This window comes from Rhizobium redzepovicii (genome assembly GCF_019793435.1).
Lineage (GTDB): Bacteria > Pseudomonadota > Alphaproteobacteria > Rhizobiales > Rhizobiaceae > Rhizobium > Rhizobium redzepovicii.
In genome coordinates, this window is record NZ_JAILYH010000023.1 from 83,906 (window position 1) to 97,284 (window position 13,379).

13 protein-coding genes are annotated in these 13,379 nt (G+C 62.5%); 4 read left to right on the top strand and 9 right to left on the bottom strand.

The features are described 5' to 3' along the window. Positions 1-36: 36 nt before the first annotated feature. The 3 genes from K6N12_RS29260 to ftsE all read right to left on the bottom strand — a co-directional run bounded on the left by K6N12_RS29260 (position 37) and on the right by ftsE (position 2,486). A complete protein-coding gene (locus K6N12_RS29260) occupies positions 37-753 on the bottom strand; it encodes a YdcF family protein (RefSeq protein WP_097629647.1) in 717 nt (238 codons plus the stop codon). Positions 754-820: 67 nt separating this feature from the next. Continuing rightward, the gene (locus K6N12_RS29265) at positions 821-1,834 is read right to left on the bottom strand and encodes a cell division protein FtsX (RefSeq protein ID WP_097629648.1); all 1,014 of its coding nucleotides are present in this window, start codon (positions 1,832-1,834) and stop codon (positions 821-823) included. Continuing rightward, entirely contained in the window at positions 1,827-2,486 is a 660-nt protein-coding gene (gene ftsE / locus K6N12_RS29270; RefSeq protein ID WP_003567051.1) for a cell division ATP-binding protein FtsE, read from the bottom strand. Before ftsE ends, K6N12_RS29265 begins: the two co-directional genes overlap by 8 nt. 206 nt (positions 2,487-2,692) lie before the next feature. Here ftsE and K6N12_RS29275 point away from each other — a divergent pair, with 206 nt between their 5' ends. The 3 genes from K6N12_RS29275 (at position 2,693) to K6N12_RS29285 (ending at position 4,496) form a co-directional block, all read left to right on the top strand. Next, entirely contained in the window at positions 2,693-3,343 is a 651-nt protein-coding gene (locus K6N12_RS29275) for a hypothetical protein (RefSeq protein ID WP_131711806.1), read from the top strand. Positions 3,344-3,477: 134 nt separating this feature from the next. Next, positions 3,478-4,020 (top strand): hypoxanthine phosphoribosyltransferase, encoded by a 543-nt coding sequence (gene hpt / locus K6N12_RS29280; RefSeq protein WP_003567049.1) that lies wholly within the window; start codon positions 3,478-3,480, stop codon positions 4,018-4,020. A 116-nt stretch (positions 4,021-4,136) separates the two neighbouring features. Further along, on the top strand, positions 4,137-4,496 hold the full coding sequence (locus tag K6N12_RS29285) for a response regulator (protein WP_003567048.1): 360 nt from the start codon (positions 4,137-4,139) through the stop codon (positions 4,494-4,496). A 107-nt stretch (positions 4,497-4,603) separates the two neighbouring features. Here K6N12_RS29285 and K6N12_RS29290 read toward each other — a convergent pair whose 3' ends face one another. The 4 genes from K6N12_RS29290 to argH form a co-directional block, all read right to left on the bottom strand. Next, positions 4,604-7,267, bottom strand: coding sequence for a TIGR02302 family protein (locus tag K6N12_RS29290; protein WP_097629649.1), 2,664 nt, complete (start codon positions 7,265-7,267; stop codon positions 4,604-4,606). 166 nt (positions 7,268-7,433) lie between these two features. Then, positions 7,434-8,702, bottom strand: coding sequence for a diaminopimelate decarboxylase (gene lysA, locus K6N12_RS29295; RefSeq protein WP_097629650.1), 1,269 nt, complete (start codon positions 8,700-8,702; stop codon positions 7,434-7,436). 11 nt (positions 8,703-8,713) lie between these two features. Next, positions 8,714-8,908 carry an LPS translocon maturation chaperone LptM gene (lptM, locus tag K6N12_RS29300; protein WP_003582619.1) on the bottom strand — a complete coding sequence of 65 codons (195 nt, stop codon included), beginning with the start codon at positions 8,906-8,908 and terminating at the stop codon, positions 8,714-8,716. 131 nt (positions 8,909-9,039) lie between these two features. Beyond that, positions 9,040-10,440 carry an argininosuccinate lyase gene (gene argH / locus K6N12_RS29305; protein WP_097629651.1) on the bottom strand — a complete coding sequence of 467 codons (1,401 nt, stop codon included), beginning with the start codon at positions 10,438-10,440 and terminating at the stop codon, positions 9,040-9,042. Between the two features lie 38 nt (positions 10,441-10,478). Here argH and tlpA point away from each other — a divergent pair, with 38 nt between their 5' ends. Further along, a complete protein-coding gene (gene tlpA / locus K6N12_RS29310) occupies positions 10,479-11,141 on the top strand; it encodes a thiol:disulfide interchange protein TlpA (protein ID WP_097629652.1) in 663 nt (220 codons plus the stop codon). A gap of 182 nt (positions 11,142-11,323) precedes the next feature. Here the strand turns inward: tlpA and K6N12_RS29315 are convergent, their stop codons facing one another. Both K6N12_RS29315 and K6N12_RS29320 read right to left on the bottom strand, forming a co-directional pair. Further along, positions 11,324-12,205: a 3-hydroxybutyryl-CoA dehydrogenase gene (locus tag K6N12_RS29315; RefSeq protein WP_003589968.1), complete on the bottom strand. Its 882-nt coding sequence runs from the start codon at positions 12,203-12,205 to the stop codon at positions 11,324-11,326. A 209-nt stretch (positions 12,206-12,414) separates the two neighbouring features. Continuing rightward, a complete protein-coding gene (locus K6N12_RS29320) occupies positions 12,415-13,344 on the bottom strand; it encodes an electron transfer flavoprotein subunit alpha/FixB family protein (RefSeq protein ID WP_222149059.1) in 930 nt (309 codons plus the stop codon). Positions 13,345-13,379: the final 35 nt, after the last annotated feature.

The window sequence follows — 13,379 nt, forward strand, 5'->3', positions numbered from 1 at the left end:
TGATGCAAAAGCCGGAAGCGAGTCGGACGCGGCGCTCTATTGCTGGGCGGTAGCGCTGGCCGAGCGCAGCCCTGTGTGGCGGCCGAAGCCGGTGATGTTGCGGGCGCCGGTCAACAGCACTTTGGCATATTCGGCCAGCATGACGCGCATTGCATTCGGGTCGGTGAACCAGTTTCGGCTCTTCAAATCCGAATTGACCACAGGGTAAGCGATGAACTCGATATCGGGGTCGACATAGGAGAGTTCGGCAAGGCTGCGCGGCATGTGGTAGTTGTTGGTGACGATCAGAACGCTGCGATATCCCTTGGCGTGGATCCAGTTCGAAGCTTCTTCGGCATTGCCAATCGTGTCGATCGCATCGTAGCCGATATCGACACAGCAGGAGAAAAGATCGGCCGAACCCTGCGTCATCCTGCGGATTTGCGCCGGGGTCGTCGTCGGGTGGACGCCGGAGATGAGCAAGCGCTTGCCGGCGCCTTTCTGCAGCAGTTCCACGGCCTGGTCGATGCGCTGGTAGCCGCCCGTCAGCACGACGATCGCATCGGCCTTCGGCTCGGCCGGCGGCTTCAGCGTCGTGACCGAATCGGCAAAACGCAGGAAACCGCCGAACACCAGCGCGATCGCCAGCACGCAGGCAAAACCGCCCCAGCGCAACAGGCGCCGGATCAGCCCGCGCCGCGGCGGCAACGCCACCGGGCGGTCAAGCCCCGGGTCCTGATGAATCGGGTTGGGTGTCGTATCTCCCATCGTCATGAATCGTGACTATACGCTGATTGCGGCGCGGAACAGACGCTTTCATCACAAAACGGCATGGTCACGATCAACTCGCAATGCCGTCGGTGCGTGTCGGGTCCGAGCGCAATGTATCGATTTCATAGATCGTCCGCATGACGGTCAGGCGCGCGGTGAAGGTCGTCAGAAGGGCAATGACGATCATCGTTGCGAAGATGCCGGCATAACCGAGCACGCCGACGGAGAAGGTGCCGAACAGTGCCGTCGCCTGATCGGTTTCCGGGGTGGCCAGCGTGCGGCTCTGCCAAAAGCCGGCGGTGGCGAAGAAGAGAGCGGCAAGGGCGCTGCCGATCGCCGAGCCCTTGAGGCTGATCTTCAGGAAATGCTTCTGAAATTCGGTGGCGACGAAGGAGCTTTCGGCGCCGACGAAGTGCAGAACTTCGACGATGTGGCGGTTGCCCGACAGCGCGCCGCGCGTGGCGAAGACGACGGTCAGCACCATCGCCGAGAAGACCAGGAGCAGGATGCCGGTGCCGATCATCACGGTCGTATGGGCCATGGACACCAGCCGGTCGACCCAGGTGCGGTGATCGTCGAGGGTGGCCTGCGGAATACTGTCTTTCAGCAGCGCCCGCATGGAATCGAAATCCGGCGGATTGCTCTCGTCGATGGTGATGATGACGAGGCGGGGAACGGGCAGGTCCTTGAGATCGAGACCGGGGCCGAGCCAGGGTTCGAGCAGGCGGGCGGTGGCCGCCTCGTCGACGATCTGGCCGCTCTTGGTGCCGACGAAGGTCAGCGCCAGGTCACGCGCCTGAGTCAGCGCCTTTTCCATGTCGAGATTGTCGTCCGGCTTGATCTGGATGGTGATCTCGCGGGAGATCTGGCTCTCCCAGCTCGCCGCCGTCGAGCGGACCATGCTGACGCCGCCGAGCGTCAGGCAGGCGAGAAAGGCCATGATCGATATCACCACCATCAAGGCGCTGCCCTGGATGTTGGACGGCGGCAGGATCGGCGCCGTCGGGCGCACGCGCATTTCCGGCCGCTTCTGCTCAGTCTTGGCCGGCGCCTTGTCCGGGTTTCTGGATGGAGGCTCAGTCATAGATATCGAGATGCCCCCCCGAGAGGATCATACGGCGGGCTTCCACCTGTTCCATCAGCGCCAGGTCATGCGTGGCGATCACAACGGCTGTGCCGAGGCGGTTCAGCTCAAGGAAAAGATTGAGCAGGCGCTTGGCCATCGGCGGGTCGACATTGCCTGTGGGTTCGTCGGCAAGCAGCACTTCCGGCCGGTCCATCAGCGCCCGGGCGATTGCGGCGCGCTGTTTCTCGCCGCCGGAGAGCACCGGCGGCAGCACGTTGATGCGTTCGCCGAGGCCCACCCATTTCAACAGTTCCAGGACGTCGGTCTTGTAGGAACTCTCATCCTTGCCGCGCACCCGTAAGGGCAAAGCCACATTCTCATAGGTGGTGAGATGATCGAGCAGACGGAAATCCTGGAAGACGATGCCGACGCGGCGGCGCAGCAGTGGCAGTTCGGGGCGGGGGATTTCGGAAATGTCGCGCCCGAACATGCGGATCAGGCCGCGCGTCGGCTGCAGCGACATGAAGAGCAGCCGCAGCAGCGACGTCTTGCCGGCGCCCGATGGGCCCGTCAGGAACTGAAAGGATTTCTTCGGAATGTCGAAGGTCAGGTCCCGGAGGATTTCCGGGCCCATGCCATAGCGCAAACCGACATTCTCGAAGTGGATCAACGGGCAGCTCAGTCTGTTGTGGGTTTCACCGCGTGACTTGTTAACCAACACCGTTAACAGCCGGTAAATTTTGCCGGAAAGACGCCCGTTTGATGGCGATCTTTGCGAAGCATTAACCATTAAAATTTACGACTGAGCAGGATTCGTTTCAATGCCAAGATTGTCCCCGGCAGCGAAACCATGTGGACATCTGCGAGGCAGCCACCATGGAAGCATCCTCCTTCAGCCGCCGGGCGCCAGGCCAGGCCTATGATTTCCTGCCGCCGGAACCTGCAGCCCGAAAGTACCGGGCCGCGCGTCCCGCCGATATTTCCGACGCGGAATTCGTCACGCTCGGCAAAGTCCGCCCGAAGGAATTCACTGCGAGGACCTATAACGACAACCGCCGGCGCGCGGCGCAAGCACAGGCAGCACAGCCGCCGCAGACACCGGCGATGGCAACTGTTCTGCGCGACGTGGAAGTTTTCCTGCAGCGGGCGTCGATTCGGAGCTTCGCAGGCTTGGTGCTGGCGCTCGCCGTACTCGTCTTCGGGCTTGCGGGCGGCTTCTCCGGCTTTTCCGCCGAGCCGGCCTATTCCGGAGCGCCGCTACACTTCACCCATGTGACGGTGGCGCCGCGTGACGCGAACGGCATGCGGGTGCTCGTGATCAACGGCATCATCGAAAACGACAGCGGCACGACGCAGACGGTGCATCCGATCCGCGCCGATCTTGTGACCGACGAGCGACTGACCGCAAGCATTGTCATCAATCCGCCCTCCGATGTCATCTATGGCGGCCAGAGCCGGGGCTTCTCGGCACGCGTCCAGCATGCCGGTGGAAAACTGCCGGAAGTCAGGCTGTCGTTCCTGCCGTAGAGAGCGACTTGACACGGAATGGCTGGCTTTCCCCCGCAAGTCACGCCAATACCGTTAATTTCATGGCTGACGAGGCTGTTTCAAGCTCGCATATGTGCTAACGGCTTACCCTTCTTTTCATGGAGCAAGCCCTTATGCCTGTCGTGCGCGGAAAAAATATCGAGCCGCTCTTCACTGCCGAGCAGATCGCCGAGCGCAATCATTCGATGGCGCGGGAGATCGCCAACGGGCCGACCAAGGACCTGCTCGTCATCGCCGTGCTCAAGGGTTCGTTCATCTTCGCCGCCGACCTGATCCGCGCCCTGCATGATAGCGGGCTTGCCCCGGAGGTCGAGTTCATCACCCTGTCGAGCTATGGCATTGGCACGGTCTCGCAGGGCGTGCGCATCGTCAAGGATATCGACAGCGACGTCCATGGCCGCGACGTCCTGCTGATCGACGATATCCTCGAATCCGGCCGCACCCTACTTTTTGCCAAGGAACTGCTGTTCGAGCGCGGTGCGCGCAACGTCACCATTGCCGTGCTGCTCGACAAGCGTGTCAAGCGCAAGGAAAAGCTGGAGGCCGATTATGTCGGCTTCGAATGCCCCGACTATTTCGTCGTCGGCTACGGCATGGATGTGGCTTACGCCTTTCGCGAACTGCCCTTCGTCGGCGTGGTCACCGGCGACGCCTGAGCTGGCGCTGTCGAGACGGGTTGTTAACCATTCCGTCCATCGCTTCGACATCTTTACCGATCGAAAAGGAAAGTCTGGTGATTTCCGTCGTGGGCTGAAGACGGAGCAATGCACATATGGCAAGAATTCTGATTACGGAAGACGAGGACTCCCTGCGGTCTTTCGTAGCCCGGGCGCTCAGGCTCGACGGTCACGAGACCGATGAAGCGGCTGATGGCGCCGAGGGACTGGAGAAGCTGAGGGACGGGGCCTACGATCTGCTGCTTTCAGATATCCGCATGCCCGTAATGGACGGCATCGAACTCGCCCACCAGGCAAAAGACGCCTTTCCCGGCCTGAAGATCCTGTTGATGACCGGCTATGCCGAGCAGCGCGAACGGGCCGACGATCTTGCCGAAAAGATCATCGACGTCGTCGCGAAACCTTTCGCGCTTCCCGATATTCGCAAAGCAGTCGCCCGGGCGCTCGTCGCCTGAGAAGCATACCGCCGAAACGCCTGAATGGGTTTCGGGCGGCGTCATGCATATTTTTTACGTGACACAGGTTTAACACGCCGCCGATCGATTATACGGCGGCGTAAGGCCTACTGAATATCCAGCAACCGTTCGAGATACCGCCGTTCCATTTCCTGCGGCGGATTATTGCCGAGCTTTTCGCGGATCGCGTCGAGGATTTCCCGGGCGCGCTGAACGTCGATCTCGTCGGGCACCTTCACGTCGTCGCCGAAATCCGGCCCCTGGACGCGACGCGGACGGCCGAGCGGATCACGGCCGTTCTGATCCCCCTGACCGACCTGACCGTTCGGACCTTGGCCCTGCTGGCCCTGCTGGGCCTGCATCATCTGGTTCATCATGTCGCGGGCGCCCTGGCGAAGCGCTTCGAGCGCGCGGCCCTGGCCCTCGATGGCCGGCTGGCCGCGGCCCTGGCCAAGCTCACGGCCTGCACCCTCCATCTCGCGTTGCGCCTGGCCGAAACCGGGGCCGGGCTTCATGCCCAACTCGCCGAGGCTCTTCTGCAATTCGCCGAGCTGCTTGCCGAGCGCATCCTGCTGGGCGCGCAGCTGTTTCAGCGCCTCACGCAACTGCTCGGCGGTCATCTGGTCGGAGGGCTGCTGGCCGTCCTTGCCTTGCTGGCCCTGTTGCTGATCCTGCGGCTCGCCGTTCTCGCCAGGGTTCATCTCATCGAGCAGCGGATCGTTTTCGCCCATGTCGGGTTCGCCGCGCTGCATGCGGTCCCGGAGCTGCTGATCGAGACGGAAGGTCTGTTCCATCAGCTTCTGCTGGTCGCGCAGGATCTCGCCGAGCTTGTCGATCTGCTTGCGGGCTTCGCTGTTTTCCTGGCTCTGCTGGCCGCGCTGCGGCCTGCCGGCCTGCAGATTGTTCATCATGCGCTGCAATTCCGACAGCATCTGCTGGGCTGCGTCGCGATTGCCAGAGCGGGCGAGATTTTCGATCTGGTCCATCATCCGTTCCAGATCCTGCTGGCGCAGGATGTTCTGGGCGTTCTGGTTCGGCTGCATCGGCGCGTTCTGCATGCGTTGGGCAAGCTCGGTCATGTAGTCCTGCATTGCCTTGCGCAGCTCATCCATCAGCTTCTTGATTTCCTCGTCCGGCGCGTTGCGGTCCAATGCGTCGGCAAGTTTCTGTTGGGCCTCGCGCAGCTTGCGCTCGGCAAGCGAAAGATCGCCGTCCTCCATGCCGAGAGCGATCTCCCAGAGATACTGAGCCGTATCCTTCAGCGCCTCCTCGCCCCTTGCAAGCTTCATGCGCGTCAAGGCGGATTCCAGCAGCAGATAATTGGTGAGCTTGGGGATGGTCTCCTCGGGACGGATGGTCAGCGCCTCGTTCAGCGCGATTGCCTGCGGCATCTTGCGGGTGTCGAGCGCGAAAACCTGCCGCTCCTCGGCGACGGCCGCAGCAAGCGGCTCGTTGAAGGGCCGCGACGGCAGGACCATCTCATGCGGCGGGCTGCGGCCGGTCTGACCGGCGCCATCCTTGGCGACGAGCGTCACGCGCACGCGCTTGCCGGCGAGCGGATGTTCGGTCAGGTTGCGGCTGGTCACGCCCTTGGCGTCGCGGGCGTTGCGGCGGGGAATATCCAGCCGGTATTCCGGCAAAGGATAGAGCGGCGTCGCAGTCGGATCGGTGTCGACCGGGACGATCTCCGCATGCGCTTCCTGAACGCCGTAATCGTCCTTGACGGTAAAGCCGATTTCAAGCGCGCCGTTGACGCTGGGCTTCGGCAGCCCGTCGAAGGCGATCTCCGGCGCCTTGTCGGGGAGGACATCGAAGCTCCAGCGGCGGCCGTTGACTTCGAGGGCGCCATTTTCTTCCAGCTTCATCACATGCGTCTGAGCGACCAGTGCCTGGCTGGTGGGCGCTTCACCGGCCGGCGTCGTCTTCGGCGGTTCGCTGCCTGCCGCCGCCTGCCGCGGCTTGGTATCCGCCTGCACGGCGATATCCTGCGCCTGGCCGTTCGCCTTGCGGAACACGACCTTTTCGGTGGTCTTTCCGCCGCTGACACGAACGGTGAGGCCTGAGAACTGCGGAATGCCAATCGGCGCCTGCTCGCTGCCGTCAGCGGTCAAGTAGACCGGGGCGCGGCCGGTATAGGAGGGCGGGGTCACCCAGGCGTCGATGCGCACCGCCGGATCGACGACCACCTGTTCGGGCGCGGCCTGAAACGCGTCGCCGAGCGAGCCGCCGTTGATCGACAGCGAATAGGCGAAAGCGGTGACCAGCAGCAGCGCAGGCACGGCGCGCAGGGCAAAACGGTCATGCGCGGCGATATCCGGCCGCGGCAGTCCAGCATCGAGGGCTGCGATCTTTTCGGCCATGCGGGTCTGGTGCTCGCGCCAGAGCGCGCGGGCGAAGGGCGTATCGAAGGCCGGCTCGTCTTCCTGGACGGTCACCGGCTGGTGCGGCAGGCCGTTGCGCTCTTCCAGCATGCGGTCGGCTTCGGCGACCCCCGGCCAGCGCAGATTGCGCAAGGGCAGCAGTGAGACGAGAAAAGCAGCGGCAAAGGCGATCAGCAGCAGGATGCGCAGCCAGTCCGGCACACTGCGGAAGAGGCCGAACCAAGAGGCTGCGAGGTAAAAGGCGATGACTGCCAGGACCGACATCAAGGGCGGAAGCAACTGCTCGAAAAACAGCACCACGCGCGCCAGCAGGCGTTTTGTCGTCACCAGCCGGGCAAGCGAGGGGCGGAGCGCAAACGCACCTTTCCTCTGCCTTGAGGGGCTTGTCATCGGTCCGGTCTCCGCGATCTGGCGTTCTGGAACAGAGGGCGCTTCCGGCGATTGCAGGGCAATACGCTCATGACTGACAAGGATAACACTCTTTGTGGCGAAGGCGAGGGCGAGCGGCCGGCAATACCGGCTTTTCACGTTTATTCGCCAAAAAGTGATGGCTGCTTCAGTCGAGCCAGGCAGGAACGGAGTCGAGGCCGATCAGTTCGGCATAGGTTCTGCGCGGGCGAATCGTATGGAAATCGCTGCCTTTGACCAGAACCTCGGGCACCAGCAGCCGGCTGTTATAGGTGCCGGCCTGCACCGCGCCATAGGCGCCGGCCGTGCTGACGGCGATCAGGTCGCCGGGCTTCGGCGTCGCCATCTCGCGGTCGAGTGCCAGGTAATCGCCGGTCTCGCAGACGGGGCCGACCACGTCGGCGCGGATGCGCGGGGCGTTCGCCGCCGAAATCGTCACCGGGCGGATCTCATGATAGGCCTCGTAGAGGGTCGGGCGGATCAGATCGTTCATCGCGCCGTCGACGATGACGAAGGTCTTCTCGCCGCCATCCTTCACATAGAGGACTTCGGTCACCAGGATGCCGGCATTGCCGACGATCAGGCGGCCGGGCTCGGTGATGATCTTGCAGTTGAGGCCGCGCAGCTGGTTCTTGACGATCGCCGCATAAGCGTCCGGCAGCGGCGGCGGATTGTTGTCGTCCTTATAGGGAATTCCGAGGCCGCCGCCGATATCGACATGGTCGATCGTGTGGCCGTCGGCGCGCAGCGTCGCGACAAGGTCGTGCAGCAGCTTGAAGGCGTCGTCGAAGGGCTGCAGCTCGGTGATCTGGCTGCCGATATGCATGTCGATGCCGGTGACCTCGATGCCCGGCAGCTTGGCGGCATGGGCATAGATGGCGCGGGCACGCTCCCAGGAGATGCCGAACTTGTTTTCCTTCTTGCCGGTCGAGATCTTCGAATGTGTTTTTGCATCGACATCGGGATTGATGCGGAAGGAGACCGGCGCTTTCTTGCCCGCGCTGACGGCACGCTGGTTGAGGATTTCGAGCTCAGGCTCGGATTCGACATTGAAGCAGTAGATGCCTGCCTCGAGAGCGAAATCCATTTCCTGCGGCGTCTTGCCGACACCTGAAAACATGATGCGGCTGGCCGAGATGCCGGCGGCGAGCGCGCGGCGCAGCTCGCCTTCGGAGACGACGTCGATGCCGGCGCCGAGGCGGCCAAGTGTCTTCAGCACGGCCTGGTTCGAATTCGCCTTCATCGCGTAACAGACCATGGAGTCCATATCGGCGAAGGCCTCGGAGAAGACCCGGTAATGGCGCTCCAGCGTCGCGGTGGAATAGACGTAGAAGGGCGTGCCGACCGCCTTGGCGATCTCGGGAACGGGGACGTTTTCGGCATGCAGGACGCCGTCGCGGTACTCGAAATGGTTCACGGGCTTATGCCTTAAAGAAGGGGATCGAGAAGGAAGGGCTTATCGACGGTTCCCGGCTGTTTTGTCGGCTTGGAAACGTCACCTTCCTTGGTTGCCGCAGCACTCGGCGGATCGAGATCGCCCTTGCGCCCGCATCCGGCAACGGCAAGGCCGATGACGGCGAGAACCGCCGTCAGGCGGATGAGATGCGGCAAGCTCTTCTGCATGGATATCCTCTTCGGCGGCATTCTGATGGACATTGTCATAGCGAAGTTTATCCGCCTTGTGCACCCTGATTGTTGGACGGTCTTTCCGCCTGTGCGCCAAGGCCGCGGCGGCTTGCGCCGCGTGATATTCCTCAGTTGCGGGCGCGCCAGAAAGCGATCTGCTTGCGCACCTCAGAGGGTGCGGTACCGCCGAAGCTCTTGCGGCTGGCGACCGAGGCTTCGACAGTCAGCACGTCGTAGACCTTGTCGGTGATCGCGGAATGGATCGCCTGCAGGTCGGCGAGCGGCAGTTCGGCAAGATCGCAGCCCTTGCTTTCGGCAAGCGCCACGGCCCGGCCGGTGACGTGATGGGCATCGCGGAAGGGTAGGCCCGCTTCGCGCACCAGCCAGTCGGCAAGGTCGGTTGCCGTCGAGAAGCCTGAGCCGGCCGCAGCCTTCATGCGCGCGGTGTTGACGGTCATGTCGCGCACCATACCGGTCATGGCGGCGATCGCCAGTTCCAAGCTCTCGGCCGCGTCGAAGACCTGTTCCTTGTCTTCCTGCATGTCCTTGGAATAGGCGAGCGGCAGGCCCTTCATGATCGTCAGCAGCGCCACCAGCGAACCGTTGATGCGGCCGGTCTTGGCGCGCACCAGCTCAGCCGCATCCGGGTTCTTCTTCTGCGGCATGATCGAGGAGCCAGTCGAGAAGGCATCGGAGAGGCGCACGAAACCGAATTGCGGGGTCGACCAGATGACGATCTCTTCGGCGAGACGCGACAGGTGCATGCCGGATATCGCGGCGATCGACAGGAACTCGATGGCGAAGTCGCGGTCGGAGACCGTATCGATGGAGTTGCGGGTCGGCTCGCGGAAGCCCAGCGCCTTGGCAGTCATATGGCGGTCGATCGGATAACCGGTGCCTGCAAGGGCCGCCGCGCCGATCGGGCTTTCGTCCAGATGCTCGATGGCGTGGCGCACGCGTGAGCGGTCGCGGCCGAACATTTCGACGTAGGCCATGCAGTGATGGCCGAAGGTCACGGGCTGGGCGGCCTGCAGATGGGTGAAGCCCGGCATGACGCTTTCGGCATGCTCTTCGGCGCGGTCGAGAAAGGCGGCGATCAGGCCGGTCAGCATCTTCTCGGTCTTCTCGAGTTCTTCCTTCACCCAGAGGCGGAAGTCGAGCGCGACCTGGTCGTTGCGCGAGCGGGCGGTATGCAGCCGGCCGGCTGGCGGTCCGATCAGCGTCGCCAGACGCGCTTCGATATTCATATGGATGTCTTCGAGCCGGCGCGAAAATTCGAAATTGCCGCTCTCGATTTCTGACAGGATCGTGTTTAGCCCGTGAACGATCTTGTCCTTATCCTCGGCCGATATGATCCCCTGATGGGCGAGCATGGTCGCGTGGGCGATCGAACCGCGGATGTCCTGCGCGAAAAGCTTCTTGTCGAAACCGATCGAGGCATTTATCTCCTCCATGATCGCGTCCGGGCCGGAGGCGAAACGCCCGCCCCACATCTGGTTTGAAGATTTGGTATCCGTGGTGTCGGCCATGAAGGTGCCCGCCTTGAATGCATGTCCTGGAGAATGAAATGACGACAAAGAAATCCCTCGGGCTGCCATCCGTGAAATGGATCGCGATAGCCGCCGTCGCGGGCGTCGTTGCCGGTGCGGCTGCGGTATACGTGAAGGAGACGGGGATTGGCAATGGCGGCGGTGAGACGGCGTCTGTCGAATGCAAGCTGGCCCGGGATCGCATCGCCAGCGTTACACCGCTGATGAAGGGGCAGGTGGCCGCCATGGTCGCCGCCTATGAGCCGCGCAAGCTGACGGCGGTCTCCTTCAACGGGCCGGACGGCAAGCCGCTGACGCTCGATCATTTTGCCGGCAAGACCGTGCTCCTCAATCTCTGGGCGACATGGTGCGTTCCCTGCCGCGAGGAGATGCCGGCGCTGAACGCGCTCGAAAAGGAGATGGGCAGCGACAAGTTCCAGGTCGTGCCCGTCAATATCGACAGCGGCGACGACGACAAGCCGAAGACCTTCCTGGCCGAGACCGGCGTCGATGCGCTGCAGCTCTATCGCGACAAAACGATTGCGGTGTTCAACAGCCTGAAGAAAGAGGGGCTCGCCATGGGGCTGCCGGTGACGCTGCTGATCGACGACAAGGGCTGCCTGATCTCCGCCATGAACGGACCCGCCGCCTGGGACAGCGAGGACGCCAAGACTCTCATCAAGGGTGCGATCGGATCGTAAGGATATCAGTCAGGAGTCGCCATCGCCTCTGATCAGGAAAACGCCGGCAATTCCGATAAGGACGCAGCATTGCAGCAGGAACATCGGTGTTTCGGTCGACATGGCGTTTCCTCCCATTCACGGCAAGGAAAGCATTTCACGGGCGTCCGGTCTATTCGCCCGTTCTGATAATGCCTGCTTACTTACCGTGTCGGGACCGGCACTTCGCCGCGATAGTCGTAGAAGCCGCGGCCGGACTTGCGCCCGAGCCAGCCGGCCTCGACATATTTCACCAGTAGCGGGCAGGGGCGGTATTTCGAGTCCGCCAGGCCGTCATGCAGCACCTGCATAATCGAAAGGCAGGTGTCGAGGCCGATGAAATCGGCAAGCTGCAGCGGTCCCATCGGATGGTTGGCGCCGAGTTTCATCGCCGTGTCGATGGCGTCGACCGTGCCGACGCCTTCATAGAGCGTGTAGATCGCCTCGTTGATCATCGGCAGTAGGATGCGGTTGACGATGAAGGCCGGGAAATCCTCGGCGACAGTGATGGTCTTTTCCAGCGTGCCGACGAATTCCTTGGCGGCCGAGAAGGTCTTCTCATCGGTGGCGATGCCGCGCACCAGTTCGACCAGCTTCATCACCGGCACCGGGTTCATGAAATGAATGCCCATGAAGCGTTCGGGGCGGTCGGTGGCGGCAGCAAGCCGGGTGATTGAAAGGGAAGAGGTGTTGGTGGCAAGCAGCGCTTCCGGCTTCAGGACTGGACAAACCTGCGCATAGATCTTGCGCTTGACCGTTTCATCCTCGGTGGCGGCCTCGATGACGAGATCGGAGGGTGCGAGATCATTGACATCGGACGAGCCCGTGATGAGCGACAGGGTCGACTTGCGCTCCTCTTCGGTCATCTTGCTGTTCGTCACCAGACGAGCCAGGTTGCCGTTGATGGTGGCAAGGCCAGACTCGATGCGATCCTGTGAGAGATCGTAGATGTGAACCCTGTAACCTGCGGCGGCCGAAACATGCGCGATGCCGCAGCCCATCTGGCCGGCACCGATAATACCAATATTCTTCAACACCGCATTCATCTCCAAACCCCCGCACGGCATCTGCCCCCGCGCTGCCGCATTTTTTAGCAATGCTGCCGGACGAAGGATCGCCCGGCAGCAGTAGTAGCCCGATAAAAGATAATTTTCCAGTCATTCGCAAGTGCGAAAGAAAAGCATTTGAGGCGTTTGAAGCGCGTCGTGATCTTTCGGATTCGCTTCTCGCGCTTTCGGTCTTTGCGCGACCTGCATTAGAGCGCCTTTTCCAGTTCCGGCAGGGCTTCGAACAGATCGGCGACGAGGCCGTAGTCGGCGACCTGGAAGATCGGCGCCTCCTCGTCCTTGTTGATGGCGACGATCACCTTGCTGTCCTTCATGCCGGCCAGATGCTGGATGGCCCCGGAGATGCCGGCGGCGATATAGAGCTGCGGGGCGACGACCTTGCCGGTCTGGCCGACCTGCCAGTCGTTCGGCGCATAACCGGCATCGACGGCCGCGCGGGATGCACCGACGGCAGCCCCGAGCTTGTCGGCAAGCGGCAGGATGACTTCCTTGAATTTTTCCGCAGAGCCAAGTGCCCGGCCGCCGGAGAGGATGATCTTCGCCGAGGTCAGCTCCGGACGGTCGGAGGCCGACAGCGCATCCTTCACGAAACGCGACAGACCCGGATCGGAGACCGCCGCGATCGCCTCGACAGAGGCAGACCCGCCTTCCGTGGCGGAAGCAAACGAGGCGGTGCGCACGGTGATCACCTTCCTGGTATCGCTTGCCTGCACCGTCTGGATGGCATTGCCGGCATAGATCGGCCGCTTGAAGGTGTCGGGGCTGACAACCTCGATGATCTCCGAGACCTGGGCGACATCGAGCAGGGCAGCGACGCGCGGCAGCACGTTCTTGCCGACCGAGGTGGCGGCAGAGACGATGGTGTCATAGGAGCCGGCCAGCGAGACGATCAGGTCGGCAAGCGGTTCGGCCAGATTGTTGGCAAGCGCGTCGCTTTCGGCCAGCAGCACCTTGGAGACGCCGGCGAGCTTGGCAGCGGCATCGGCCGCAGTCTTGGCGCCCTTGCCGGCGACGAGGATGTGGATATCGGAGCCGATCTGGCTTGCTGCCGTCAGCGCCTTGGCGGTCTGGTCGGAAAGGCTGACATTGTCGTGGTCGGCCAGAAGAAGAATGGTCATGATGGTGTTCTCTCTTTCCTGCCTTAAAGCACGCC

Excerpts from the sequence above, each read along its gene's own strand:
- K6N12_RS29260 (WP_097629647.1), bottom strand. The coding sequence starts at position 753 with ATGACGATGGGAGATACGACACCCAACCCGATTCATCAGGACCCGGGG.
- K6N12_RS29265 (WP_097629648.1), bottom strand. The coding sequence starts at position 1,834 with ATGACTGAGCCTCCATCCAGAAACCCGGACAAGGCGCCGGCCAAGACT.
- K6N12_RS29275 (WP_131711806.1), top strand. The coding sequence starts at position 2,693 with ATGGAAGCATCCTCCTTCAGCCGCCGGGCGCCAGGCCAGGCCTATGAT.
- hpt (WP_003567049.1), top strand. The coding sequence starts at position 3,478 with ATGCCTGTCGTGCGCGGAAAAAATATCGAGCCGCTCTTCACTGCCGAG.
- K6N12_RS29285 (WP_003567048.1), top strand. The coding sequence starts at position 4,137 with ATGGCAAGAATTCTGATTACGGAAGACGAGGACTCCCTGCGGTCTTTC.
- K6N12_RS29290 (WP_097629649.1), bottom strand. The coding sequence starts at position 7,267 with ATGACAAGCCCCTCAAGGCAGAGGAAAGGTGCGTTTGCGCTCCGCCCC.
- lptM (WP_003582619.1), bottom strand. The coding sequence starts at position 8,908 with ATGCAGAAGAGCTTGCCGCATCTCATCCGCCTGACGGCGGTTCTCGCC.
- argH (WP_097629651.1), bottom strand. The coding sequence starts at position 10,440 with ATGGCCGACACCACGGATACCAAATCTTCAAACCAGATGTGGGGCGGG.
- tlpA (WP_097629652.1), top strand. The coding sequence starts at position 10,479 with ATGACGACAAAGAAATCCCTCGGGCTGCCATCCGTGAAATGGATCGCG.
- K6N12_RS29315 (WP_003589968.1), bottom strand. The coding sequence starts at position 12,205 with ATGAATGCGGTGTTGAAGAATATTGGTATTATCGGTGCCGGCCAGATG.
- K6N12_RS29320 (WP_222149059.1), bottom strand. The coding sequence starts at position 13,344 with ATGACCATTCTTCTTCTGGCCGACCACGACAATGTCAGCCTTTCCGAC.